This window comes from Microbacterium sp. KUDC0406 (assembly GCF_021582875.1).
Taxonomy (GTDB): Bacteria; Actinomycetota; Actinomycetes; order Actinomycetales; family Microbacteriaceae; genus Microbacterium.
This window is the reverse complement of the sequence record NZ_CP091138.1, coordinates 2,059,374-2,085,795: the sequence shown is the minus strand read 5'-3', so window position 1 is coordinate 2,085,795 and position 26,422 is coordinate 2,059,374. Positions and strand designations below refer to the sequence as shown.

Genomic DNA, 26,422 nt, shown 5'->3' with positions numbered 1-26,422 from the left:
GGTTGAGCGAGCGACGAAGGAGCGATGCCCCGTGGTCGTTGAGCGAGCGGAGCGAGACGAAACGGTTCAGGTCAGCTGAAGGCGTTTCGTCTCGGTCGCTGGCGCTCCCTCGCTCAACGACCCGGGGAGGTGAGAGCGTTTCGTCTCGGTCGCTGGCGCTCCCTCGCTCAACGAACGGGGAGGGCGAGCGCGAGGGCGGTGACCCGCTCCACCTCGGCCAGAGCGGGGTCGATCTGCGACGCCGAGAGCTCGTAGGTCTCGCGCGATCGCCGGTACGGGTCGATCACATCGTCCTCCTCGGCGGACGCCGCGACCAGACCACGCCGGGCCCCGACAACGCGCGCGAGCGCCTGCAGCCGCTGCGCGGCATCCGTCCCTGCCTCATCGGCGGCAGCGGCGAGCTCTTCGTCCGGAACATCCGCCGCCAGCCGCGCGAACTCGCGCAGCGTGAACGCGCGGCGGATCAGCGACGGCATCATCTGCACCACGTGCGTGCGGTGCTCGCGCGTCATCGTCAGCACCAGATCCGACTCGGCGAGGATCGGCTCGACCAGGTACCGGGCGCTGTGCGCATCGGCGATCTCGGCGGGCACACCGCGCTGCACCGCGAGTTCGCGGGCTTCCGCGGGCATCCCGTGTCCGACCAGGGCCTGGGTGCCGGCGCTGTGTACCCGCACCGTCTCGGGCAGATGCGCTCGCAGCAGCACCTCGGCGAGGGGTGACCGGCAGATGTTGCCCGTGCACACCGTCAGGATGGTCGGCCGGACGGCCGGAGCAGCGGATGCCGCCTGGCTCTCTTCGCGCAGGCGACGCAGCTCTCGTCGGGAGAGGCGGGGCGCGGACGAAGCGGGCTCGGTCATTCCCCCACCGTACGACGTGCGCCTGAGCGCCGCTGCCAGAGCGCGACGAGAACCCAGCCCGAAGCCATGCCCAGCGTGTTCGCGATCACGTCGGAGATCGTGGAGTACCGCGTCGGCATCGCGAGCTGCACCAGCTCGATCACCGCACTGAGGATCGCGCCCGCCCCGACGATCCAGCCGGCGCTGATCCGCGGCCAGGCCAGCGCGGTCAGCACGCCGAGCGGGGCGAACATCGCGACGTTCGCCAGGAACTCCAGGACCGGATACCCGACCGCGAACGGGACGGCCGGCTCGAGCAGGTGCGCGACCGTCGCCACGATGCCCGTCACCTGTCCCGCATCCTCGGCGGGCAGCCACGTCAGCAGCAGCACGAACACGAGGTACGGCGCCAGCAGGATGCGGGCGATGCGCGTCATTCCCCGGCGAAGCCGTTCGGGTTCTGCGACTGCCAGTTCCAGGTGTCGCGGCAGGCGTCCGCGAGCGAGCGGGTGGTGCGCCACTGCAGGTCGCGGTTCGCCTTCGTCGGATCGGCGATCGTGGTGGGCAGGTCGCCCGCGCGCGGCGCGACGACCTCGTAGGGGATCTCGCGACCGGATGCCTCGCGGAACGCCTTCACCACGTCGAGCACGCTCTGCCCCTCGCCCGAGCCGAGGTTGTAGGTCTCGACGCCGGCCTTCAGATGCTCGAGGGCGGCGACGTGGCCCTCGGCGAGATCCATCACGTGGATGTAGTCACGCACGCCGGTGCCGTCATGCGTGGGGTACTGATCGCCGAACACGTTCAGGTGGTCGCGGCGGCCCACAGCCACCTGCGCGACGAACGGCATGAGATTGTTCGGGATGCCCGACGGATCCTCGCCGATGCGGCCCGACGGGTGCGCCCCGACCGGGTTGAAGTAGCGCAGCAGCACGGCCTCGAACTCGGGCCAGGCCACCTGCACGTCGCGGATGATCTGCTCGTTGAACGCCTTCGTCCAGCCATACGGGTTGGTGATTCCCTGGCCGACCGGCTGCGACTCGTCGAGCTGCTCGACACCCTCCGCAGGCGTGCCGTACACGGTCGCCGACGAGCTGAACACGAGCTTGCGCACCCCCTTCTCGCGCATGATGTCGAGCACGTTGAGGGTGGAGTTGAGGTTGGTGCGGTAGTACTTCGCGGGCAGCGCGACCGACTCGCCGACGGCCTTCAGCCCGGCGAAGTGGATGACCGCGTCGAACTGCTGGCCCTTGAGCGCCGCACGGGCGGCATCCGCGTTCGCGAGATCGCATTCGACGACGTCGATCGTGCGCGACGCGAGGTCCTGCACCCGGTCGATGGATTCGCGGCTGCTGTTCGAGAAGTCGTCGACCAGCAGCACATCGTGACCCGCCTGCAGCAGCACGAGAGCGACGTGGGATCCGATGTAGCCGGCACCGCCGGTCAGAAGAATGCGCACGGCACGAGACTACCTGTGCAGTGTCTGGGCGGATGCCAAGATAGGCGGTATGAAGGGGATCATTCTTGCTGGGGGGTCGGGGACGCGGTTGCATCCGATCACGTTGGGTGTGTCGAAGCAGTTGGTGCCGGTGTATGACAAGCCGATGATCTATTACCCGCTGTCGACGTTGATGCTCGCGGGTGTCAGCGACATCCTCGTGATCACGACGCCGCATGATGCGGCGCATTTCGAGCGGCTGCTGGGGGATGGGTCGCAGTTCGGCATCTCGTTGAGGTTCGCGCAGCAGTCCTCGCCGGACGGGTTGGCGCAGGCGTTCACGATCGGGGCGGACTTCCTCGACGGTGACAGTGTGGCGCTGGTGCTCGGTGACAATCTGCTCTATGGGCCGGGGCTGGGTCGGCAGTTGAAGCGGTTCTCGCAGATCGATGGCGGGGCGGTGTTCGCGTACTGGGTGGCCGAGCCGTCGGCGTACGGTGTCGTCGAGTTCGACGCGTCCGGTGCGGCGGTGTCTTTGGAGGAGAAGCCGCGCGTGCCGAAGAGCAACTATGCGGTGCCGGGGCTGTACTTCTACGACAACGATGTCGTCGAGATCGCGCGTGGCCTGGCACCGAGCGCGCGGGGTGAGTATGAGATCACGGATGTGAACCGTGCGTATCTTCAGCGGGGGAAGCTGCAGGTGGAGGTGCTGCCGCGCGGGACGGCGTGGCTGGACACGGGCACGTTCGATCAGATGACGGATGCGGCGGATTATGTGCGCACGATGGAGCGGCGGACGGGGATGAAGATCGGTGTGCCGGAGGAAGTGGCGTGGCGGCAGGGGTTCCTATCCGATGAGCAACTGCGCAGCTGTGCGGAGAAGCTGGTGAAGTCCGGTTACGGGGCGTACCTGCTGGACTTGCTGGAGAGGGGTGAGCGGTGAGGCTGCTGGTCACCGGTGGTGCCGGGTTCATCGGGTCGAACTTCGTGCACCACGTCGTGACGCACACCGATCATCACGTGACGGTGCTGGACAAGCTGACCTATGCCGGCAACCGGGCATCCCTGGCCGGGCTGCCGGAGGATCGGGTCGCGTTCGTGCAGGGCGACATCGCCGACGCCGGCATGGTGGATTCGCTGGTCGCGGATGCGGATGCGGTGGTGCACTACGCGGCGGAGTCGCACAACGACAACAGTCTGCACGACCCGCGGCCGTTCCTGGACACCAACATCATCGGCACGTACACGCTGCTGGAGGCGGTGCGCCGGCACGGGGTGCGGTTTCATCACATCTCCACCGACGAGGTGTACGGCGACCTGGAACTGGACGACCCGGCCCGGTTCACCGAGACCACCCCGTACAACCCGTCCTCCCCGTACTCGTCGACCAAGGCCGGATCGGACCTGCTGGTGCGCGCCTGGGTGCGCTCGTTCGGGGTCGCGGCGACGATCAGCAACTGCTCGAACAACTACGGCCCCTACCAGCACGTGGAGAAGTTCATCCCCCGCCAGATCACCAACGTGATCCGCGGCATCCGCCCCAAACTGTACGGGGCGGGGGCGAACGTGCGGGACTGGATCCATGCCGAGGACCACTCCGCCGCCGTGCTCACCATCCTCCAGCGCGGCCGCATCGGTGAGACGTACCTGATCGGCGCGGACGGTGAGAAGGACAACAAGACCGTCGTCGAACTCATCCTCACCCTGATGGGCCAGGACCCGGCCGCGTACGACCACGTCACCGACCGTGCCGGGCACGACCTGCGCTACGCCATCGACTCCACCAAACTGCGCGACGAGCTGGGCTGGACACCGCAATACGCCGACTTCGAAGCCGGCCTCGCCGCGACCATCCATTGGTACCGGAACAACGAGGACTGGTGGGCCGGCACGAAAGACGCGACTGAGGCCTTCTACGCCGAGACGCAGTCGGTCGTTGAGGGCGTTTCGTCTCGCTCCGCTCGCTCAACGACCGGTGGGGTGGTCCCTTCCCGGGTCGTTGAGCGAGGGAGCGCAGCGAGTGAGCGCCGTACTGAGCGAGCGGAGCGAGACGAAGTGACGAAACGGGGTGAGCTGTGATGGCCGTTGAGGGCGTTTCGTCTCGCTTCGCTCGCTCAACGACCGGTGGGGTGGTCCCTTCTCGGGTCGTTGAGCGAGGGAGCGCAGCGAGTGAGCCGAAACGGGGTGAGGTGCAATGAAGGCTGAGGGCGTTTCGTCTCGCTCCGCTCGCTCAACGACCGGCGGGGTGGTCCCTTCCCGGGTCGTTGAGCGAGGGAGCGCAGCGAGCGAGACGAAACGGGGTGAGCTCTGATGGCCGCTGAGGGCGTTTCGTCTCGCTCCGCTCGCTCAACGACCGGCGGGGTGGTCGTCACCCCAACCCGCATCCCTGGCCTGCTCGTCGTGGACCTGCCCGTGCACGGCGACAATCGCGGCTGGTTCAAGGAGAACTGGCAGCGCGAGAAGATGCTCGCCGCAGGCCTGCCCGACTTCGGCCCCGTGCAGAACAGCATCGCCTACAACGCCGCCGCCGGCACGACGCGAGGATTCCATGCCGAACCGTGGGACAAGTTCGTGTCCGTGGCATCCGGGCGCATCTTCGGCGCGTGGGTCGACCTGCGCGACGGCCCGTCGTTCGGCGAGGTCTTCACGATCGAACTCGGCCCCGACCGCGCCGTGTTCGTGCCCCGGGGCGTCGGCAACTCGTATCAGACGCTCGAACCAGACACCGTCTACGCCTACCTGGTGAACGACCACTGGTCACCCGACGCCGAGTACTCGTTCCTCAACCTCGCCGACGAGACCGCCGCGGTGGACTGGCCGATCCCCCTGTCGCATGCCGTGCTCTCCGACAAGGACAGGGCGCATCCACGTCTCGCCGACGTCATGCCGGTGCCGCCGCGCAAGACCCTCGTGCTCGGCGCCGACGGCCAGCTTGGCCGCGCGCTGCGCGCCGAACTCGGCGACGCCCCGCATCTCGAGTACGCGAGCCGCGCCGACTTCGACCTCACCGCCCCGGATGCCCGGCACTGGCGCGACTACGGCACGGTCATCAATGCCGCCGCCTTCACCGCCGTCGACGCCGCCGAGACTCCGGAAGGCCGGACGGATGCGTGGGCGGCGAACGCCTCCGGCCCCGCGGCGCTGGCCCGCATCGCGGCAGCCCACGGGATCACTCTGGTGCATATCTCGAGCGACTACGTCTTCGACGGCGCAGCCGAGCTCTACGACGAGGAGTCGCCGCTGAGCCCGCTCGGAGTGTACGGGCAGTCCAAGGCCGCCGGCGATCTGGCCGTTCAGACCGCACCGCGGCATTACATCGTCCGCACCAGCTGGGTCATCGGCGAGGGGCACAACTTCGTGCGGACCATGGCGTCGCTCGCCGAACGCGGCGTCTCGCCCCGCGTCGTCGACGATCAGCGCGGGCGTCTCACGTTCACGGGCGATCTCGCCCGGGGCATCCGTCATCTGCTCGCGACGGACGCGCCCTACGGTGCGTACGACCTCACCGGCACCGGCGAGCCGGCGGCCTGGTCGGATGTCGCGCGGCTGGTGTTCTCGGCGGTCGGGCATGACCCGGTGCGCGTGACCCCGGTCAGCACTGCCGAGTACTACGCCGACGCCGAGGGACCGATCGCTCCGCGACCGCGGAGCAGCGTGCTCGACCTGTCGAAGATCGAAGCGACCGGCTTGGTCCTCTCCGACTGGCGCCGGTCGCTGGCGGAGTATCTGTCCGCGCCCGCTCGTTGAGCGAGCCGAAACGCCCCGATTTCCCGGGTCGTTGAGCGAGCGGAGCGAGACGAAACGCCTTCACCTTCTGCGGAGGGGTTGCTCCGTTTCGTCTCGGTCGCTGGCGCTCCCTCGCTCAACGACCTGGTGGAGGGTGGCCTCCTCGCTCGTTGAGCGAGCGGAGCGAGACGAAACGCCTTCATCTTCTGCGGAGGGGTTGCTGCGTTTCGTCTCGGTCGCTGGCGCTCCCTCGCTCAACGACCTGGTGGAGGGGTGGCCCCTCGCTCGTTGAGCGAGCGGAGCGAGACGAAACGCCTTCCTGCGGAGGGGTTGCTCCGTTTCGTCTCGGTCGCTGGCGCTCCCTCGCTCAACGACCCGGTGAAGGTCGCTGGCGCTCCCTCGCTCAACGACCTGGTGGAGGGTGGCGGCGGGAGTGGCATGTCCGTCCCGAACCACGCCACAATGGGAGCCGGGGAGATCTGGGGAGGTCTGACTTGGCGAAGATGGGGATCATCGGCGGAGGGATCGTCGGAGTGGCGCTGGCGCGCGAGCTCGCGCAGCGAGGCGACGACGTCGTCGTGCTCGAGAAGGAGTCGCGCCTCGCTCGACATCAGACCGGCCGCAACTCCGGCGTCGTGCACGCCGGACTGTACTACGCGCCCGGGTCGCTGAAGGCCGAACTGTGCGCGCAGGGGCGCACCCTGATCCGCGACTACTGCGCCGAGAAGGGGCTTCCCTACCACGAGGTCGGCAAGCTGGTGGTCGCGGTCGACGAGTCCGAGCTGCCGGCACTCGCCGAGATCGAGCGCCGATCGATCGCGAACGGCGTACCCGACCTCGCGCGCATCGACGGTATCGAGCGGCTGCGTGAGATCGAACCGCACGCCACGGGTGTCGCGGCGGTCCACTCCCCCACACCGCCGTCGTGGACTACGCGGCCATCACCGACGCCATGGCGCAGGACGTGCGGGCCGCAGGCGGCAGCATCCGACTGCAGAGCGAGGTCACCGGCATCCGTCGCGAGCCCGGAGGGGTGCGCGTGACGACGCCGGTCTCGGAGCATCTGTTCGATCGTGTGATCGTCGCGGCCGGCCTGCACTCCGACGTCGTGGCGCAGTTCATCGGTGCGGATAAGTCCCCGAAGATCCTGCCGTTCCGCGGCGAGTACTGGCAGCTGCGGCACGACCGCGCGCACCTCGTGAACGGCATGATCTACCCGGTGCCCGACCCGCGCTTCCCGTTCCTGGGCGTGCACTTCACCCGCGGGGTCTACGGCGATGTGCACGTCGGCCCGAACGCCGTCCCGGCCTTGGCGCGCGAGGGGTACGGATGGCTGAAGATCTCGCCCAAGGACACCTGGGAGTCGCTGCGCTGGCCCGGTGCCTGGCCGCTCGCCAAACAGCACTGGCGTATGGGTGTGGACGAGATCAGCGGATCGCTCATCAAGCCGCTGTACTTCCGCAAGGCGCGCCGCTTCGTGCCCGAACTGACGATGGCGGATCTCGAGCGCAAGACGGCGGCCGGGGTGCGTGCGCAGGCCTGGGGGAGGGGCGGTGAGCTGCTCGACGACTTCGCCGTCGACCGGGTCGGTCCCGTCACGGTGCTGCGCAACGCGCCCTCGCCGGCCGCGACCAGTTCGATCGCGATCGCGCAGTACGTGATCGCGCACCATCTCGCCGAGGAGGCGGCATGACCAGGCATCCCGCGCAGCTGCCGGAGGACGGCGCGGTCGTCTTCCGCGCGGACAGCATCCCCGCGCCCTCCGGAACCGATCTGTCGGCGGCGGTCGGCGCGGTGATCATCCCGGCCCACGATGAGGCGGGGGTGATCGCACGGACGCTGCGATCGCTGGAGCGGCTCCGGGCGACGCCGGGCGTGGAGGTGATCGTGGTGTGCAACGGGTGCACTGACGACACGGCCCGGGTCGCACGCGGATTCGACGGCGTGCGCGTCGACGAGATCGCGCAGGCGTCGAAGATCGCCGCGCTGAACCACGGTGATGAGATCGCCACGACCTGGCCGCGGATCTACCTCGACGCAGACATCGAGGTGGACCCGGCGAGCATCGTCGCGGTGTTCGACGCGATCGCAGCAGGCCACGTCATCGCCGCCCGGCCGTCGTTCGTCTACGACGCGATCGGCGCGAGCATCCCGGTGCGCTCCTACTATCGGGCGCGCAGCCGCATCCCCGCACCGCCCCGCCGGCTCTGGGGCGCGGGCGGTTACGCGACCGGCGAGCGCGGGCACGCGCGGTTCGGGCAGTTCGCCACCGTCACGGCCGACGACTCCTGGTTCGACGCGCAGTTCAGCGACGACGAGAAGACGGTCGTGCGCACCTCGCCGATGCGTGTGCGCACGCCTCGCGACGTCGCCGGCCTGCTCGCCGTGCTGGCACGGCAGCGACGCGGCTACCTCGAGCTCGGCATCTCGTCGCATGCCGGTTCCCGCGGCAGATCGCTGCTGGCATCCATCCGCGGTCCGCGGAGCGCGCTCGATGTCGGCTGGTATACGCTTCTCACCGTCATGTCGCGTCGCCGGGCAGAACGGGCGATGCGCATGCGGGGAACGCGCGACTGGGAGCGCGACGGATCGAGCCGCGAGAGCGGCGAGGGGGTTCTGTGACCGTGGGAGAAGCAGATTCGGTTCCGGGGAACGACTACGACATCTGCGTGGTCGGCGCCGGTCCGGTGGGGTTGGTGCTGGCGATCGAGGCCGCGGATGCGGGCAGCCGGGTGCTGCTCGTGGATGCCGGGGATGCGGAGTCGTGGAAGCACGACATCGAGGACGCTCCGGGGCAGCGCACGCACATCGTCGACGACGCGCGTCACGCGCCGCTGGTGCTCACCACGCGCCGCGGACTCGGCGGCACCTCGGCGATGTGGGGCGGACGCTGCGTCGCGTTCGAACCGATCGACTTCGAACCGCGTGACTACGTACCCGACAGTGACTGGCCGATCCGCATCGACGACGTGCAGCGGTGGTACGAGCCGACCGCCCGGCACCTCGACGCGGGCACGGCGGTGTTCCGTTCGGACCGCCCCGACCTGCCGGGGCTCTCCGAGTTCACCATGTCGAATCTCGAGCGCTGGGCGCAGCAGCCCAAGCTGGCCGGCGGGCTGGGACGTCGCGCAGCGGAGCATCCGCTGATCGACACGCTCTTCGACGCGCGGCTGACCGACATCGACTTCGGCGCGGGCGGCACCGTGACCGGACTCGTGGTGCGCCATGCGGATGCAACGGTCCGCCTCAGCGCCCGGGCCTATGCGCTTGCGATGGGCGGGCTGGAGATCACCAGGCTGCTGCTGAGCATCCAGCGTCGCCGGCCCGAACTCTTCGGCGGGCCAGACGGCCCGCTGGGTCGGTACTACATGGGGCACACCACCGGCAGCATCGCCGACATCGTGCTCGACGATCCAGCGGATGTCGCGGAACTGGACTTCGTGCAGGACGACACCGGAACCTACATCCGACGCCGGTTCACGCTCACCGAGGAGGCACAGCGCCGGCACCGGGTGCTGAATACGAGCTTCTACGTGGACAACCCGCCGTTCTACGAGTACGAGCACCGCAACGCGACGCTCTCGGCGGTCTTCCTGGGGCTGGCGATCCGCCCGATCGGACGGCTCATCCTCGCCGAGGGGATCAGGCAGCGGCACGTCGGCCCTCGTCCGTACCACGTGGGCAAGCACATCGGGAACATCGTGCGTCGTCCGTTCCGCGCCGCCGCCGATGTCATCGACATCTTCCGCCGCCGGTACGCCTCGAGAGTGCGTAAACCCGGGTTCATCCTTCGCAATGAGGGCGGCCGATACGCGATCCACTACCACGGCGAGCAGCTACCGAACCCCGAGAGCCGGCTCATGCTGTCGGTCGACGCGAACGGCGATGAGGTGCTCGACGTCGACTACCGGTTCCTCGAGGAGGACGTCGATTCGCTGCTGGCCTGCCACGAGCTGCTCGATGCCGAGCTGCGAGCAGCGGGGATCGGCCGGATCGAGTACCTCGGCGAGGATGCCGACGCGGTGCGGCGCTTCGCCTGGGAGCAGACGACGGACGGGTTCCACAGCATCGGCACCACACGGATGAGCAGGGAACCGGGGGAGGGAGTCGTGGACGCCGATCTTCGCGTGCACGGCACTCCGAACCTGTTCATCGCGTCGAGCAGCGTGTTCCCCACCTCGGCCGAGGCGAACCCGACGTTCTTCGCCGCGGTGCTCGCCGCGCGGCTCGCGGATCACCTCAGCGGTCACAAGGGTGTTGCGGCAGCCCGGTAGGGGCTAGTATTCGAGCGGGACGACTTCGAATCTCGCATACCCGGTATCACAGGGCGAGTTCGGGGTTCTTTATCTGGGAACCGTTCGCGACGATGTGAGCGACCCGCTCGAGTGGGGACTTGGGGAATGCAGAACACTGGGGAAGCGAGCGTACGCATCAGCCGTACGCGGCGCATGGTCGCGCTAGTCGCCGCCTTCGCGGTCGTCATGGGCGCCTTCATCGCAGGCTCGGCATCGGAGCCGGCTCAGGCCGCGGGCAGCTCCTGCGGACCGACGATCAACCCGATCGTCTGCGAGAACTCCAAGCCGGGCACCGATCCCGACGAGTGGAACATCAGCGGCGCCGGCGACGGCAGCATCCAGGGCTTCGCGACCGACATCAGCGTGAACGCCGGCAGCAAGATCGACTTCAAGGTCGACACGAACGCCCGCGCGTACACCATCGACATCTACCGCACCGGCTGGTACCAGGGGAAGGGCGCCCGGTTCATCCAGTCCGTGCCCGTGACAGCGGCACTGCCGCAGACACAGCAGCAGTGCATCACCGATGTCGCGACAGAGCTCTACGACTGCGGCAACTGGAAGGTGTCGGCATCGTGGAACGTGCCCAGCACAGCGGTCTCGGGCGTGTACGTCGCCAAGCTCACCCGCACCGACACGGGCGGCGCCAGCCACATCATCTTCATCGTCCGCAACGACGGCAGCCACTCGGATGTCGTGTTCCAGACCTCCGACCCCACCTGGCAGGCGTACAACACCTACGGGGGTCCGACTTCTATCAGGGCGCGGCCAACGGCCGGTCGTACAAGATCAGCTACAACCGACCGTTCGCGACCCGCGATCTGGCGGATGGACGGGACTTCTACTTCTCCTCGGAGTACGCCACAGTGCGGTTCCTCGAGCGCAACGGCTACGACATGACGTACATGGCAGGCGTCGACACCGACCGGTACGGCGCGCAGCTGCTGAACCACAAGGTGTTCCTGTCGGTCGGACACGACGAGTACTGGTCGGGAGCGCAGCGCAAGAACGTCGAGGCGGCGCGTGACGCCGGCGTGAACCTGCAGTTCCTGTCCGGCAACGAGATCTACTGGCGCACCCGCTACGAGCCCTCGGCTGACACGTCGAAGACGCCCTACCGCACCCTCGTGTCGTACAAGGAGACCTGGTCGAACGCCAAGATCGATCCGACATCGCAGTGGACGGGTACCTGGCGCGACCCGCGGTTCGCGACGGCCGCCGACGGCGGGACGCTCCCGGAGAACGCGCTCACCGGGACCATGTACTTCGTCAATGACGACGATCTCGCGGTGACAGTGAGTTCGGAGGAGGGCAAACTGCGGCTCTGGCGCAACACGTCACTGACGGGGCTGGCCGCAGGCACGAAGGCCGCGCTCGCGCCCCACACGATCGGCTACGAATCCGATGAGGATCCCGACAACGGCTTCCGGCCGGCCGGTCTGATCCGGCTTTCCACGACTGTCGGCCCGACCCCGCAGTACCTCACCGACTATGGCAACGTCGTGGTGCCTGGAACCACAGAGCATCACCTGACCATGTATCGCGCGGCCAGCGGCGCACTCGTCTTCGGGGCGGGCACCATCCAGTGGGGGTGGGGACTCGACGCGGAGCACGATGGCGACGGAGCACCCGCCGATGCGCGGATGCAGCAGGCGCAGATCAATCTGCTCGCAGACATGGGTGCGCAGCCGGGCTCGTTGATGAGCGGACTCACGGCCGCGACGAAGAGCACCGACACGACCGCGCCAGTGACCACGATCACCACTCCGACAGCGGGACAGAAGATCGCGCACGGTACGGCGAGGACGATCACCGGTACGGCTTCGGATGTCGGCGGGCGGGTCGCCGGTGTGGAGGTCTCGGTCGACAGCGGTAAGACGTGGCATCCCGCCCAGGGCACGACGAGCTGGTCCTACTCGTACGTGCAGCAGGGCAACGGGCCCACGAAACTGCTCGCGAGAGCCGCGGATGACAGCGGCAACTTCGCGTCGGCCGGCACGGCTGTTTCGGTCGACGTCACGGGGCCCTTCTCCGTCATGGGCGCGGATGTACCGAAGCAGACCGCTGCGGACGACACCAGCGCCGTCGAGCTCGGTCTCCGATTCACCCCGGAGGTGGACGGCTACGTGAACGGCGTCCGCTTCTTCAAGGGCACAGGAAATTCAGGAACGCACACGGGCACGCTCTGGTCGAGCACGGGACAGGTGCTCGCCTCCGTGCAGTTCACGAATGAAACGGCCGGCGGATGGCAGACCGCGCAGTTCGCGAGTCCCGTCAACGTCGTGGCCGGAACACAGTACGTGGTGTCTTACACGGCGCCCAACGGCAGGTACGCGTACTCTGAGGACTACTGGCCGTATCGAGCCACTCCGACATCACCGTTGAGCGTCACACCGGGCGTCGGCAGCGCGAGTCCCGGAGTTTACGGGGTGCCCGGTGAGTTCCCCACCGCGGCGTTCCGCGAGACGAACTACTACGTGGATGTCGCGTTCACCACGACCGACACCTCGCCGTTGGCGATCGTCGCCCGCACGCCATCTGCCGGTGAGACCAGCGCATCGCTTGACGCCGCCATCACCGCACGCTTCAGCAGGGCGGTCGACACGGCCACGGTGGGAATGTCGGTGAAGGATGCCGATGGCGCCGCCGTCGGTGGAACGGTGTCGTACGACGCGACGACGAAGACCGTCACGTTCGACCCGAATCTCCAGCTTTCGCCTGGCACGACGTACACGGCAACCCCGACGGCGAAGGACTCCGCCGGAGGGCAGCTCCAGGCGGGGTCTGCCTGGACGTTCAGGACCCAGACCGCCGACCTCCCGGACGGAACCTGCCCCTGTTCGTTGTTCCCGGAGAGCCTTCGTCCCACGATCGACGCGGATACGGATACGGCTTCGGTCACCCTCGGTGTCACGTTCAGCGTCGCCGTTGACGGCACGATCTCCGCGCTGAAGTTCTTCAAGGGCACGAAGAACAACGGACCTCACACGGGTGACCTGTGGACCGCCACTGGTCAGAAGCTCGCGACGGTGAGCTTCGACGCCACCGGGGGCTACGGGTGGCAGACGGCGAAGCTGTCGACGCCGGTCGCGGCCAGTGCAGGTCAGAAGTTCGTGGTCTCCTACGTGGCCCCAAGTGGCGGGTACTCCGCCTCTCCTGGCCAGTTCGCGGCGGCCTATGCACGAGGCCCGCTCTCCGTCGCATCGGGCGGATCCGTGTTCACGTACCAGGGCGGCTTCCCGACGGCTGCGTCGAGTGCGGGGTATCTCGTCGACGTGGTGTTCAACCCGACCGTGCAGGTGCCGACGCTCGTCGCGACGTCACCGGCCTCCGGCGCCGTCGATGTTGCCACCGATGCGCCGATCGTGGCCACTTTCAGTTCTCCAGTCACGGCGACCTTCAGCGGATCGGTCCGAGCGAATGGGGCTGTTGTCGGCGGGACCTGGGCTCGGACATCCGACAACCGCTCGCTGCGCTTCGCCCCGACCGGCGCGCTGCCGAAGGGATCGTCCGTGCAGGTGACGCTCACCGGTGTCACAGGCACCGGAGGGACAGTCGTCGCCGATGCGACATGGTCTTTCACGGTTCGTACGGATGACGGTGTACCGGTGATGACGCTGCTGGGCGATCGCGTGCCACAGGTGGACGCCGACATCGACACCGCTTCGGTCGAGCTGGGCATGGCTTTCACGACATCGAGTCCGGGCAAGGTCACCGGCATCCGCTTCTACAAGAGCACGGCGAACACGGGAACCCACACAGGTTCGCTGTGGGGACCCGCCGGCGAGTTGCTCGGCAAGGTCGTATTCGCAGGGGAGTCGGCTTCGGGCTGGCAGCGTGCATCGCTGGCGACGCCGGTCCAGCTCACGCCGGGTACCGTCTACACCGTCTCGTACCTGGCGCCGAACGGCGGCTACTCGTACTCGTCCGCAGGGCTCGCGACCACCATCGCGAATGATCCGCTGAGCTCGGTGACGGACCGGAACGGTCGCTACCGCTACGGGGCAGGTGGAGTGGTTCCGACCGACAGTTGGAACAACACGAACTACTTCGTCGACGTGGAGTTCGTCGCTGCGGCGACGGCGCCGTCCGTAGTCGGGACCAGTCCTGCCGATGACGCACAAGGCGTCGCACGAGACGCGAACGTGAGTGCCGTGTTCGATCGTGACGTGACCGGCAGTTCGCCGACGCTCGTCCTCAAGACGGACGAAGGCGCGAACGTCCCGGGTACCAGCAGTTACGACGCGGCCACGAGCAGGGTCACCTTCGACCCGGCATCCGATTTCAGTGAAGGGGCGACCTATCAGGCATCGGTGCTGCTGGCCGGTGCGGTGAAGGTGACCTGGAACTTCAGCGCGGCTGCGCAACCGCCTCAGGGAACGATTGGCAATCTGTTCGGCGAGGGGGTTCCGTCGACCGCTGCGACCGCTGATCCTGACTCGGTCGAGGTCGGAACGGCATTCCGCGTGAGCGAAGCCGGCCAGGTCACAGCGATTCGCTTCTACAAGGGCACGGGAAACACCGGAACGCACGTCGGGACGCTCTGGAGCGGCAGCGGGGAGAAGCTCGGTCAAGTCACCTTCACGGCGGAGACGGCGACCGGATGGCAGCGCGCGGCGCTTCCGACGCCCGTGTCGCTCACGCCTGGAGACACGTATGTGGTGTCGTACTATGCCCCGGCGGGCAACTATGCCTCCGAACCCGGGTACTTCTCGGCCGAGCGCCAGAACGGCAAGGTGATCGGGCTCGCCCAGCTCAACGGCCGGTACAGGTACGGCACCGGAGGTGGCTTCCCGACCGGGACATTCGGGGCATCGGCGTACTTCGTGGATGCAGAGGTGGTTTTCGGCGACGCGACGGCACCCGAGGTGGCACCCGCACCCGCGCCGGCGCCGGCGCCGGCGTTGTCGACGACGACACCCGCGGCGGGCGCGACCGGTCTCGACCCGACGACAATCACGGTGTCCGCCACCGTCACGAACTCGGCCAACGCCGCGATCACGCTCAAGGCGGGATCGAATGCCGTCGAAGGAACGTCCAGCTTCGCCGCGTCGAGCGGCACCGTGACCTTCCAGCCGAGCAGCGCGCTCGCCTGGGGCACGACGTACACGGCGGCGGTGACTGCGAACGGCGCCGCGGTCGCCGGTGGCACGTGGACCTTCACGACCAAGGTCAAGCCGGATCAGGTGAGCCTGTTCCCGACGGGGACTCCGACAAGCACGAACACCCTGACCACTCAGGCGACGCAGGTCGCGACTCGGTTCAAGGCCACACAAGCGGGGGTCGTACGAGCGATCAAGTTCTACAAGGGAACGCTGAACACGGGTACGCATACCGGATACCTCTGGGACTCGACCGGGAAGTCGGTCGCGACCGTGACGTTCACGGGAGAGAGCGCCTCTGGTTGGCAGGCCGCCGCACTGACGACACCGGTGCGCCTCACCGTCGGTGCAGAATACCGAGTCGGGATGTACAGCACGTCTCTGTACTACGCGCAGACGGCCAGCGGGCTGACGAACGCCGTCGCCAATGGGCCGATCACGACGATCGCAACAGGCGGGGCATCCGTCAACAGCAAGTCGTATCCGAGCGCGACGTCCAAGAACAAGTACTGGGTGGACGTGATCTTCGATCCCGATGACTGACACCGTCGGTCACCGGGATCGGACGGGCTGCCGGGGAGGGCGGTCCTGACAACAGAAAGAGAAAACTGGGGAGGAAGCGTGGTGCAATCACGCATGCGCGTCGGCGTTGTCGGCGCAGGTTACTGGGGACCGAATCTGGCGAGGAACTTCGCCATCAGCCCGGACTGGGAACTCGCGGTCATCTGCGATCTCGACGCAGAACGGGCGCAGAGCGTCGCCGATCGCGTCGGCGGGGTACCGATCTCGACGAGCCTCGACGAGGTGCTCGCCGATCCGACGATCGATGCCATTGCAGTGGCGACCCCGGCGCGGACGCATCATCCGGTCGTGATGGCGGCGCTTGCCGCGGGCAAGCACGTCACGGTCGAGAAGCCGCTCGCCGACGAGGGCGGGCGCGGCGCGGAGATGGTCGATACCGCCAGGGCGAACGGCCTGGTGCTGATGGCCGATCACACCTATTGCTACACGCCGGCCGTGCTGAAGATCCGTGAGCTGATCGCCGCGGGTGAGCTCGGTGACATCCTGTTCGTCGACAGCGTGCGTATCAACCTGGGGCTCATCCAGCCCGACGTCGACGTGTTCTGGGATCTCGCTCCGCACGATCTGTCGATCATCGACTTCATCCTTCCGGGCGGGCTGGACGCCGCGACCGTTGCTGCGCACGGTGCCGATCCGTTGCACACGGGCAAGTCGTGCGTCGGCTACCTGACGCTGCCTCTCGCCGGTGGCGCGATCGCGCACATCCACGTGAACTGGCTGAGCCCCACCAAGATCCGCCAGATGGTGATCGGCGGCACCAAGCGCACTCTGGTCTGGGATGACCTGAACCCGCAGCAGCGTCTGAGCGTGTACGACCGCGGCGTCGACCTCGCCGAGCAGTCGAAGGCCACCACCAGCGACGCCCGCGCCGCGAACATCTCCTACCGGCTCGGCGACACCTGGTCGCCGGCGCTGCCCGAGAAGGAGGCGCTGTCGAACATGACCGCCGAGTTCGCGTCCGCGATCCGCGAGAAGCGTCAGGCGCGCACCGATGGAGCATCCGGGCTCAGGGTGCTGTCGATCCTCGAAGCCGCCCGCGGCAGCCTGCAGAACGCCGGCGCCCCCTACCCTGTAGACATCACTCACGAAATGGTCCTGTCATGACTCAGATCGAAGGCGCGAACATCCTCGTCACCGGCGGCGCCGGCACCATCGGCTCGACCCTCGTCGACCAGCTGCTGGACGCCGGAGCGGCGCATGTCGACGTGCTCGACAACCTGGTCCGCGGCCGCCTCGCGAACCTCGACGACGCGATCGCCACGGGACGGGCGACGCTGATCGACGGCGACATCCGCGACCGGAAGACGGTCGACGAGGTCACGGCGGGCAAGGACATCGTGTTCCACCAGGCAGCGATCCGCATCACGCAGTGCGCCGAGGAGCCGCGGCTCGCACTCGAGGTGCTGGTGGACGGCACGTTCAATGTGGTGGAGGCGGCGGCTGCGCACAGGGTGAAGAAGCTCGTCGCCGCCTCGAGCGCGTCGGTGTACGGCATGGCCGAGGAGTTTCCGACCACCGAGCGGCACCACCACGAGAACAACGACACTCTCTACGGCGCGGCGAAGACATTCAACGAGGGCCTGATCCGCAGCTTCCGCGCGATGAACGGCATCGACTACGTGCTGCTGCGGTACTTCAACGTGTACGGCCCGCGGATGGACGTGCACGGCCTCTACACCGAGGTGCTGGTGCGGTGGATGGAACGCATCGCCGACGGCAAGCCGCCGCTCATCTTCGGCGACGGGCAGCAGACCATGGACTTCGTCTGCGTGCCCGACATCGCCCGTGCGAACGTGCTCGCTGCGCAGAGCGACGTCGTCGAGGGAACTTACAACATCGCCAGCGGCACGGAGACCAGTCTGCTGCAGCTGGCCGAGGCGCTCCTTCGGGTGATGGACTCCGACCTGGGGGTCGAGTTCGGTCCTGCGCGCACGGTGAACAACGTGGCGCGACGCCTCGCCGACATCACAGCAGCCCGCGAGGATCTCGGTTTCCAGGCGACGATCGGCGTCGAGGACGGACTGCGTCAGCTCGTCGAGTGGTGGCGTCCGCTGCGCGAGGAGATCGCCGCCGGCCGGACCGGCGGTGGCGTCGTGAGCGACCGCATCAACGTGATGATCCCCTGGCTGGGCCAGGAAGAGGCCGATGCGGTCGCCCAGGCGATCGCCAGCGGCTGGGTTGCCCAGGGGCCGCGAGTGGCGCGCTTCGAGCAGGAGTTCGCGGCGGGGATGCAGGCACCGTACGCGGTGGCCACAAGCAGTTGCACGACGGCGCTGCACCTCGCCCTCGTCGTGGCGGGCATCGGGCCCGGTGACGACGTCGTGATCCCGTCGTTCTCGTTCATCGCCACGACCAACGCCGTCCGCTATGTGGGTGCGAACCCGGTGTTCGCCGATGTCGACCCCGTGACGGGGAACATCACCGGTGAGACGGTGCGGGCCGCTCTCACTCCCGCGACCCGTGCCGTGATCGGCGTGGACCAGGGTGGCGTGCCGCTCGATCTCGATGACGTGCGCGCGGTCACCGATCCGCTCGGGATCGTCGTGATCGAGGATGCCGCCTGCGGCGCTGGGTCCACCTACAAGGGCCGCCCGGTCGGCGCGGGCGCCGACATTGCGGCCTGGTCGTTCCACCCGCGCAAGCTGCTCACCACGGGTGAGGGCGGCATGATCACGACGGTCCGGGAGGACTGGGCGATGCGCGCCCGGCGCCTGCGCGAGCACGCCATGAGCGTGTCCGCGGCGGACCGTCATCAGTCGGTGCTGCCGCCGGCCGAGGAGTACACCGAGGTCGGGTTCAACTTCCGGATGACCGATCTGCAGGCGGCGGTCGGGCTGGTGCAGCTCGGCCGTCTGCCCGAGATCGTGGCCCGGCGCCGCGAGCTCGCGGACCGGTACCGTGCGGGGATCGCCGACATCGCGGGACTGCGACCCGTGCAGGATCCGGAGCACGGTACGGGCAACTTCCAGTCGTTCTGGGTCGAGGTGGGGAGGAGTACCCAACCGGTCGCGAGGGGCTGCTCGAAGCACTCGCTCACGCCGACATCTCGGCTCGCCGGGGCATCATGGCTTCGCACCGGCAGCCGCCGTATCGCGATCTGACTCCGCCGGCGGGCCTGCCTGTCACCGAGCGACTCACCGACCGCACGCTCATCCTGCCGCTGTACCACACGTTGTCGGATGCCGACCAGGACCGCGTGATCGCGGTGTTGAGGGAGCCTTCCGGGAGCGGAGCATGAGTGAGGGACTGCTGCTGCTCGGTGCGAGCGGCCTGGCTCGCGAGGTGCTTGCCGCCGGTATCGCGGGCGTGACCGGCATCCTCGACGACGACACAGCGCGGCACGGCAACGACGTCGCCGGCGTGCCTGTGCTGGGCGGGCTGGAGCTCGCTGCGAAGCGCGACGAACAGCTTCTCGTGTGCGTCGGACCCAGCGCAGCACGGCGCCAGATCGTGCGACGGCTGGCCGAGGCCGGCATCGGTGACGACCGCTACGGTGTCTTCGTCGCTCGGTCGGCCCGGATCGGCGCGACGAGTGAAGTCGGCCCTGGAAGCATTCTGCTCGATTCCGTCGTCGTCACGGCTGATGCGAAGATCGGCCGCCATGTCGTGGTGATGCCGAACAGCACCATCACCCACGACGACGTGCTGGAGGACTTCAGCACCCTGGCGGCCGGGGTATCGCTCGGTGGTTCCGTGCGCATACGTGAGGCGGCATACATCGGCATGAACGCTTCGGTCCGGCAAGGGGTGGCCGTAGGGGCAGATGCCACGATCGGTATGGGAGCCGCCGTGCTCACTGACGTGCCGGAACACGAGACCTGGGCCGGCGTGCCCGCACGATTCCTTGGGGAGAACCGATGACCGTGCCGTTCCTGGATCTGGCCGCACAGCAGGCGGAGATCATCGATGAGGTCCTGCCCGTCTGGCAGCAGCAGCTCTCCACCGCCGGCTTCATCGGTGGCCCGCAGGTCGAGGCGTTCGAGCGGGAGTATGCCGCGTACATCGGCGTCGACCACGTCATCGGCGTCTCGAACGGCACCGATGCCCTCGAACTCGCCTACCGCGCCGCGGGAGTCACCGCCGGCGACGAGGTCGTCATGCCCGCGAACACGTTCATTGCGACTGCCGAAGCGGTCTCGCGCATCGGCGCCGTTCCGGTCTTCGTCGATGTCGACGACGAGTATCTGCTGATGGATCCCGATGCCGTGGAAGCCGCGATCACGCCGCGCACGCGTGCGATCGTGCCCGTCCACCTGTTCGGCCAGACCGCGCCGCTCGAGCGCATCGTTCCGATCGCGCAGAAGCACGACCTCGTCCTGATCGAGGATGCCGCGCAGGCGCAGGGTGCGTCGTCGACGGTCGGCCGCGCCGGAGCGATCGGTCGCATCGCGGCGACGAGCTTCTACCCGGGCAAGAACCTCGGTGCCGCCGGCGATGCGGGTGCCGTGATGACCGACGATGCCGACGCTGCCGCGCTGATCCGCAACCTCTCCGCGCATGGCAGCTCGATCAAGTACGTGCACGACCACATCGGCATGAACGCCAGGCTCGATGCCGTGCAGGCCACCGTGCTGCGCGCGAAGCTGCGCCGTCTGGACGGCTGGAACGCCGCTCGCCGCGCTGCGGCTGATCGCTACGCCGACCTGCTGGGCGGGATCGAGGGCGTGCGGCTGCCGACCGTGCGGCCCGGAAACGAAGACGTCTGGCACCTCTATGTCGTGCGGGTGGACGACCGCGACCGGGTGCTGGGCGAGATGGCCTCCGCGGGGATCGGCGTGGGCATCCACTATCCGACGATCGTGCCCCGTACAGAGGCATACGCCGGGCTCGGACACCGACCGGGCGAGTTCCCGGTCGCCGAAGCCGCGGCCGGGCGCATCCTGTCGCTGCCGATGTTCCCGCACCTGGTGGAGGAGCAGCAGATGAGGGTGACCGCGGCGCTGCGCGCTGCGGTCCGGCGCGCGGAATAGGGGCAGTCGATGACCAGTGTGCTCGTGCAGATGAATCGCCTCGGACTGGGTGGCACTGAGATCAACGCGATCCAATTCGCCGCGGGCGTGCGTGAGTTCGGTTACGAATCGCACCTGTACGGCCCATCTGACACCGTTCCAGATGGGCCGTCAGCCATCGATGTCGCGCGAGAGTACGGCATTGAGATCAAGACCTTCGAGCGGCCGTCGACCGCTGTCGCCGCGGCGCGCACCATGAATGACCTTGCGCGCGAGGTGTCGGCCGATATCGTGCATGTCTACGGCCAGGATGCCGTTCGGGGAGCGTATCTGGGCCCCTGCGCATTCGGGCGCCGGCCCCTTGTCATCACTGCATACGAGATGGCGGTCAATCCGACCACACTTGCGGGGGCGCCGCTCATCGTAGGCACGCGGTATCTCGAGGAGGATCACGCGGCACGCGCGGGGCGGACGACTTTGATCAGTCCGCCGATCGACACGGCGCGGGATCGGCCCGACGTCGCGGCGAGACATCGCTTCCGCGCGTCGGTGGAGTTCACGGAGGACACGGTGGTCATCGGGTGGGTCGGCCGGCTCGACGAGGGGATGAAGTCGCCGGCGCTGCGCGCCTTGATCGCGGCAGTCGACGTACTCGCCAGCGAGGGCAGAGACGTGGTGCTCGCCATCGTCGGCACCGGCGATGCCGAAACGGACCTCCGTTCACTGGGGGCAGAAGTCGACACGCGGCACGCACGACGTATCATCCGGTTCCTGGGGCCCGTATCGGACCCGCACGAGGCGTATGCCGGGGCCGACGTCTCGGTCGGTATGGGCTCGTCAGCGGGCCGCGCCCTGGCGCACGCCACACCCCTGGTCGCGGTCGGGGAACGCGGCTGGTCCGCGCCGTTCACGGAAACCGGAGCCGATGCGATCTTCCGCAACAGCTTCTGGAGCGACGAGCTGGTCTCGAACCCGGTCGCGCTGCTCGCTTCTCACCTGCGTCTGCTCGTGGACGATCCCTCCACGCGGGCCCGCCGGGCAGTGTTCGGGCGGGAGTTCGCACTCGACCACCTCAGCCTTCCACGAATGACCGAGCGGCTCGCAGATGTCTACCGCGATGCCGGTCGAGCCTACGGAATGCGCGGGTGGATGGTGGACGTGGACCTGGAGATCTACGCGATCCGCGAGATCGTGCGGACATCCATTCTGCACCGACCTCCGCGTGAGGGCGCGGGCGAGTACCGCTTTCCGGCCGCTGCGGTTCCCCGTCTTCGCGCTCGAGCGGCAGAGAACGGAGCGCCGTGATGCCGCGATCGACCCGGTGGCGGTGTCCGGGTGAGTGACGAGGAGGCAGTGGAGCACACCGCGTCTGTCGGGCAGCGCACCGCGGCCGGGGTGATCTGGCTGACCGTGCAGAAGTGGATCACCAGGCTCTCGGGTTTCGCGACCATCGCGATCCTCACTCGCCTGATCGCGCCCGCAGAGTTCGGAACCGTTGCGGCCGCATCGACGCTGCTGCCCTTCTTCTATCTGCTCAGCGACTTCGGCTTCGCAACATACATCGTGCAGGCCGGCAATGTGACTCGACGCACGACCAGCACCGGATTCTGGTTCTCGATCGTCGTGGGAGTCGTTCTGTCGGGGCTTCTGGCGCTGTCCGCGCCGGTGGCGGGGGTCATGTTCGGTTCGGACGACGTCGTACCGGTGGTCCGGGCTCTGGCGATCGTCATCCCGCTGGTGGCGCTCGCATCGGTTCCGACCGCCCTTCTCCGGCGGCGGATGCAGTTCAAGGCGCTGGCTGCACAGGGCGCTGCCGCCGCGGTGATCGCCCAAGTCGTCGCGGTGGTCATGGCCTTCGCCGGATTCGGTGTCTGGGCGCTGGTGGGGCAGACGCTCTGCAATCAGATCGTCGTCGCCGCTGCCGCACTGTGGGTGGCGAGATGGCGCCGAACTGGACATTCTCCTGGTCGGAGTTCGGCAGGATGTTCCGATTCGGCACGCAGGTGCTCGCCGTCGAACTCGTGGCCCTGGTGCGAGCTGCTGCGGAGGCGGCGATCATCTCTCACGGTCTCGGTCTGACTGCGTATGGTTATCTGACGGTGGCGCAGCGTCTCGTTCAGGCGGTTCAGGAACTCACCGGGTCCGCGCTGGCACCGGTGACCACCGTTGCATTCGCGAAGTGGCGCGCTGACTCCGAACGACTCACCAGATCGTACGTCCGTGCCCTCGGCGTCATCTACGCGATGATGACGCCGACACTGCTCCTTCTCGCAGTAGCGGCGCCGCTGATCGTACCTATCGTCTTCGGACCAGGGTGGGAGCAGAGCTTCTTCCCGACTCAGATTCTCGCTCTGGCGGGCATAGCGGTCATGGGAGCGAGTCTGGATCTGGGCCTGTTCTATGGAGTCGGGAAACCGGGGGTCTGGCTGATCTATGCGGTGATAGTCGACGCGGCCACCGTTGGAACCACTCTCGTGATGGTCCCGCATGGCCTGCCCGCTGTCGTGCTGGGCTTCCTCGGAGTCGCGGTCGGCGCGACGATGGTCCGGCAGTTCCTGGTGGCGAGGCTGCTCGGCGTCCGCGTGAGGGAGACGCTCCGTCCGATACCGATGCTGCTGACCTCCGTCATCGTCGTGGGCGCAGCCGGGTTGGGAACCATGGCACTGCTCGAGCCCTTCACGCCGCTGCTCTGCATCGTCTTCGTCGGGATCGTGATGATCGGAATGCAGGTCCTGGTGCTGCGTGTGACCGCGCGAAGCGTGCTGAATGATATCCGGAGCCAGGTCACTCGGCTTCTTCGGCGTCACGCCAAGGCGTGACGCATCCTGCGCGGACGCTCCTATTCGCGCAGTTCCGTGAGCAGTGCGATGTACTCATCGATGCACGCGGCCGCACTGAACTGCTCGTGCGCGTACGTCGCGATCTCGGGACGGTCCGCGAAGACCACGTCGCCTGACGCCACCGAGCGCATCGCCTCGACCAGTTCGGTGCGATTGATCTGCTTTCGGAACCGAGCCTGAGCGATCTCGCTCCAGGTGATCCCGCGCGGATCCCCGAGGGGGTTGCTGACGAGCAGGCCACGGGAGGGGCCTCCGTCCAGCTGCTCGCGCGCCCCGCCGACGTCGCTCAGGATGACGGGAAGACCCGTTCCGAGGGCCTCCGAAGACGCCAGGGACCAGCCCTCGAAGAACGAGTCGAGCACGAGGGCATCGGCGGCCCAGAGCAGGGCAGTGGAATGCGGAGTGCCATCACGGAGGTGAACACGGTCGCGTAGGCCGAGGCGGTCTCGGAGTGCGACGATCTGCTGAGCGTACGAGGGGTCGTCCACCCTGCCGCAGACAAGCAGGTGTGCACCGGGGACCTCCTTCGCGACATCGCCGAACGCATCGACAAGGGCATAGCTGTTCTTCTGAAGAGAATGACGAGCGAGCGACAGGAAGAGGAACTCATCCTTCAGCCCCAGGGCCTCGCGACAAGCCCGTCGATCGTACGGGAGGGCACGCGCGGGGTCCACCGGGTTGGCGATGACATGGATGCGTTCCGGCGGGAACTGCGCGTTCCTCGCGAGATAGTCCTCTCGGACGAGAGCGCTCACCGTGATGTACGCATCGACATCGTGGCTGCGGACCAGGAGTTCGTCGGCGCTCAGCCCCATCACGTTGTGCACGCCGTGCAGGGTCACGGCCGTTCGTGCACCGATGCCACGTGCAACCGCAAGGGGCCAGAGGAACGCGCCGTGGCAGCTGACGACGTCGGGCTGCCACTCGCGGATCCAGCGACCGCCCTCATCTTCGTCGAGGTGCCGCGTTTCGATGCCGTCTGCCCGAAGTTCGCGTCCGAGCCTGCCGATGCCGACGTCGGGACTCGGATTGGCGACGAGCACCTCGACGTGAGCGCCCCTTCTGCGCAGACCACGGGCGAGGAACGGCACGAACTCGTCCACGCCGCCCTGATCCAGCGAGTCGGCGACGAGCAAGCACCGCAACGGCCGAGTCGTGTGCATCACGGGGATCGGTGCCTTCAGCAGCGATTGTGCTTCCGCATCGGTGCCCGCAGTGAGAGGACGCAGCAGATTCAGATCGAGCGGCACGTCGTCTCCGAGCAGAGTGAGATCCCAGCCCTCGATGCCCTCGATCGAGGTCGGCGCCGGTGCAAGACGTCGGACGAGTCGTTTCGCCCACTCCGGCATGCGTGCGCCGATACGTCGGAGGGTCATGGAGAGCTTCGAGGTCAACGTGGACATTCATCCCCTAGTGAAGGGCGGGCGCCAACCCGCAGAAGCGGTCAGATCAATCGGGAGTAGATGCGTGCGAGATCGTCACGCAGGCCGTCTTCCGAGTAGGCGTTGAGCACGCTGTCGGATGCAGCGCGTCCCTTGCGTGCGAGCAGATCGAGGGGTGCGGACATCGCCTGTTCGAGGGCGCTGATCAGGTCGATGGTCGATGTGGTCGTCCTACTGAAGGCGGGGTCGAAGAACTCTCGGCCCCCTCCGCCGTGATACCCCACGACGTAATTGCCGCACGCCATGGCTTCGGCAGGGGGCAAGCCGAAGCCGTCGCGTTCGCTCAGGCTCAGGAATATGGACGTTGAACGCAGCGCCTCCCCGACAGCCTTCTCGGTCAGACCCTGCAACGCCCGCAACTCCCAGGTGGTCCCTCTTGCTCGCAGGATGTGCAGGACCTGATGCAATTCATCGGCTCGCCGCGTCGGAACATAGGCGATCGTCTTGGAGCGAGGACGTTCGTCGGCGTAGAAGATCGATGAATCGACGACGGGGCGGGCGATGTCGATCTGTGCCTCGGGAAAAGCGAGACCGAGCAATTCGGCGCTGTCCTCGGAGACCGTCATGATTCCCTCGAAGCGTGACAGCGTCGAGTAGGGCGCGCCAGGATGAGACGTCGTCAGGTCGACGTGGTTGAAGGTGATGTAGGCGCCCTGGTTGAAGATCAGCACTCGGATGTCATCGCGAAGCGCGGTGAGCATCGGGCCGTAGACCTCTGGCACGACGAGGATGTCGTCGGCGTGGAACTCGACGGTATCGGCGGTCACCATGGGGGTGGAGCTCTCGAACCAAGCCGGTCGGCGCGTGCCCTTCGGGTACAGCACCGCGGATCTGATGCCGATCGCGTTGAGCAGGTCGACATGGCGGAACGCCACTCTGATCCCACCATGCGGTCCGTCGGAATGGGGAGTCAGGTAGTAGACGGCGCGCTCGCTCGTGGCCGGCAGCACCTCGAAGGACGGGATCTTCCGCCAGCGCAGATCAGCCCTGGTCGAATAGTTTCTGAGAGCCGCGCGGAGCAACTGGCGCCCGGGTACCGGCATCCGGATATCGCCTTTCCCTCGACAGTGAGCAGAACGGGCAGGCCGTTCGCATCTTCCCAACAATCAGCCTATAGTGTGGCCTTCGCTCAGCACGGGTCCAGAGATAATCGCTAATCTGGAGGGCAGGGGCCGTCAGGGGAGGTGGCAGGATGTCGTTGCGCGATTTCGC

At 67.5% G+C, this 26,422-nt stretch carries 17 protein-coding genes and 4 pseudogenes; 16 read left to right on the top strand and 5 right to left on the bottom strand.

Annotated elements, in window-relative coordinates:
- Positions 1-167: 167 nt before the first annotated feature.
- Genes L2X99_RS10425 through galE form a run of 3 tightly spaced genes read right to left on the bottom strand, consistent with a single transcriptional unit; the run spans position 168 to position 2,295 of the window.
- Positions 168-860, bottom strand: coding sequence for an arsenate reductase/protein-tyrosine-phosphatase family protein (locus L2X99_RS10425; protein WP_329607978.1), 693 nt, complete (start codon positions 858-860; stop codon positions 168-170).
- A complete protein-coding gene (locus L2X99_RS10420; protein ID WP_236123680.1) occupies positions 857-1,276 on the bottom strand; it encodes a VanZ family protein in 420 nt (139 codons plus the stop codon). Before L2X99_RS10420 ends, L2X99_RS10425 begins: the two co-directional genes overlap by 4 nt.
- Positions 1,273-2,295: a UDP-glucose 4-epimerase GalE gene (galE, locus tag L2X99_RS10415; protein WP_236123681.1), complete on the bottom strand. Its 1,023-nt coding sequence runs from the start codon at positions 2,293-2,295 to the stop codon at positions 1,273-1,275. The genes L2X99_RS10420 and galE overlap by 4 nt, the downstream gene beginning before the upstream one ends.
- Before the next feature lie 49 nt (positions 2,296-2,344).
- On the opposite strand from galE, the gene rfbA reads away from it, so the two are divergent.
- The 16 genes and pseudogenes from rfbA (at position 2,345) to L2X99_RS10330 (ending at position 23,747) form a co-directional block, all read left to right on the top strand.
- A complete protein-coding gene (gene rfbA, locus L2X99_RS10410) occupies positions 2,345-3,217 on the top strand; it encodes a glucose-1-phosphate thymidylyltransferase RfbA (protein WP_236135069.1) in 873 nt (290 codons plus the stop codon).
- Complete coding sequence (gene rfbB / locus L2X99_RS10405) at positions 3,214-4,353, top strand: dTDP-glucose 4,6-dehydratase (protein ID WP_236123682.1); 1,140 nt, start codon at positions 3,214-3,216, stop codon at positions 4,351-4,353. The genes rfbA and rfbB overlap by 4 nt, the downstream gene beginning before the upstream one ends.
- 231 nt (positions 4,354-4,584) lie before the next feature.
- Positions 4,585-6,021 (top strand): sugar nucleotide-binding protein, encoded by a 1,437-nt coding sequence (locus L2X99_RS10400; protein ID WP_236123683.1) that lies wholly within the window; start codon positions 4,585-4,587, stop codon positions 6,019-6,021.
- Between the two features lie 482 nt (positions 6,022-6,503).
- Positions 6,504-7,693 (top strand): annotated as a pseudogene (gene lhgO / locus L2X99_RS18580) (L-2-hydroxyglutarate oxidase).
- Positions 7,690-8,622, top strand: coding sequence for a glycosyltransferase (locus tag L2X99_RS10385; protein WP_236123684.1), 933 nt, complete (start codon positions 7,690-7,692; stop codon positions 8,620-8,622). Before lhgO ends, L2X99_RS10385 begins: the two are co-directional and overlap by 4 nt.
- On the top strand, positions 8,619-10,274 hold the full coding sequence (locus L2X99_RS10380) for a GMC oxidoreductase (protein WP_236135068.1): 1,656 nt from the start codon (positions 8,619-8,621) through the stop codon (positions 10,272-10,274). The genes L2X99_RS10385 and L2X99_RS10380 overlap by 4 nt, the downstream gene beginning before the upstream one ends.
- Positions 10,275-10,400: 126 nt before the next feature.
- Positions 10,401-11,845, top strand: a pseudogene (locus L2X99_RS18575) (N,N-dimethylformamidase beta subunit family domain-containing protein); the annotation flags it as partial.
- Complete coding sequence (locus L2X99_RS10370; protein WP_442923527.1) at positions 11,831-15,940, top strand: DUF4082 domain-containing protein; 4,110 nt, start codon at positions 11,831-11,833, stop codon at positions 15,938-15,940. The pseudogene L2X99_RS18575 and the gene L2X99_RS10370, both read left to right, overlap by 15 nt.
- Positions 15,941-16,033: 93 nt before the next feature.
- Complete coding sequence (locus L2X99_RS10365; RefSeq protein WP_236123689.1) at positions 16,034-17,083, top strand: Gfo/Idh/MocA family protein; 1,050 nt, start codon at positions 16,034-16,036, stop codon at positions 17,081-17,083.
- Positions 17,080-18,060 (top strand): annotated as a pseudogene (locus tag L2X99_RS10360) (NAD-dependent epimerase/dehydratase family protein); the annotation flags it as partial. The gene L2X99_RS10365 and the pseudogene L2X99_RS10360, both read left to right, overlap by 4 nt.
- Positions 18,061-18,093: 33 nt before the next feature.
- Positions 18,094-19,217 (top strand): annotated as a pseudogene (locus L2X99_RS10355) (DegT/DnrJ/EryC1/StrS family aminotransferase).
- A gap of 68 nt (positions 19,218-19,285) precedes the next feature.
- Entirely contained in the window at positions 19,286-19,840 is a 555-nt protein-coding gene (locus L2X99_RS10350; RefSeq protein ID WP_442923434.1) for a NeuD/PglB/VioB family sugar acetyltransferase, read from the top strand.
- Positions 19,837-20,949 (top strand): DegT/DnrJ/EryC1/StrS family aminotransferase, encoded by a 1,113-nt coding sequence (locus L2X99_RS10345; protein ID WP_236123692.1) that lies wholly within the window; start codon positions 19,837-19,839, stop codon positions 20,947-20,949. The genes L2X99_RS10350 and L2X99_RS10345 overlap by 4 nt, the downstream gene beginning before the upstream one ends.
- A gap of 9 nt (positions 20,950-20,958) precedes the next feature.
- Positions 20,959-22,233 carry a glycosyltransferase family 4 protein gene (locus L2X99_RS10340; RefSeq protein ID WP_236135066.1) on the top strand — a complete coding sequence of 425 codons (1,275 nt, stop codon included), beginning with the start codon at positions 20,959-20,961 and terminating at the stop codon, positions 22,231-22,233.
- Between the two features lie 30 nt (positions 22,234-22,263).
- The gene (locus L2X99_RS10335) at positions 22,264-23,007 is read left to right on the top strand and encodes an oligosaccharide flippase family protein (protein WP_236135065.1); all 744 of its coding nucleotides are present in this window, start codon (positions 22,264-22,266) and stop codon (positions 23,005-23,007) included.
- Positions 22,932-23,747, top strand: coding sequence for an oligosaccharide flippase family protein (locus tag L2X99_RS10330; RefSeq protein WP_442923433.1), 816 nt, complete (start codon positions 22,932-22,934; stop codon positions 23,745-23,747). Before L2X99_RS10335 ends, L2X99_RS10330 begins: the two co-directional genes overlap by 76 nt.
- 20 nt (positions 23,748-23,767) lie before the next feature.
- Here the strand turns inward: L2X99_RS10330 and L2X99_RS10325 are convergent, their stop codons facing one another.
- Positions 23,768-25,144, bottom strand: coding sequence for a glycosyltransferase family 4 protein (locus tag L2X99_RS10325; RefSeq protein WP_236123694.1), 1,377 nt, complete (start codon positions 25,142-25,144; stop codon positions 23,768-23,770).
- Between the two features lie 68 nt (positions 25,145-25,212).
- A complete protein-coding gene (locus L2X99_RS10320) occupies positions 25,213-26,253 on the bottom strand; it encodes a glycosyltransferase (protein ID WP_236123695.1) in 1,041 nt (346 codons plus the stop codon).
- Positions 26,254-26,422 lie beyond the last annotated feature (169 nt).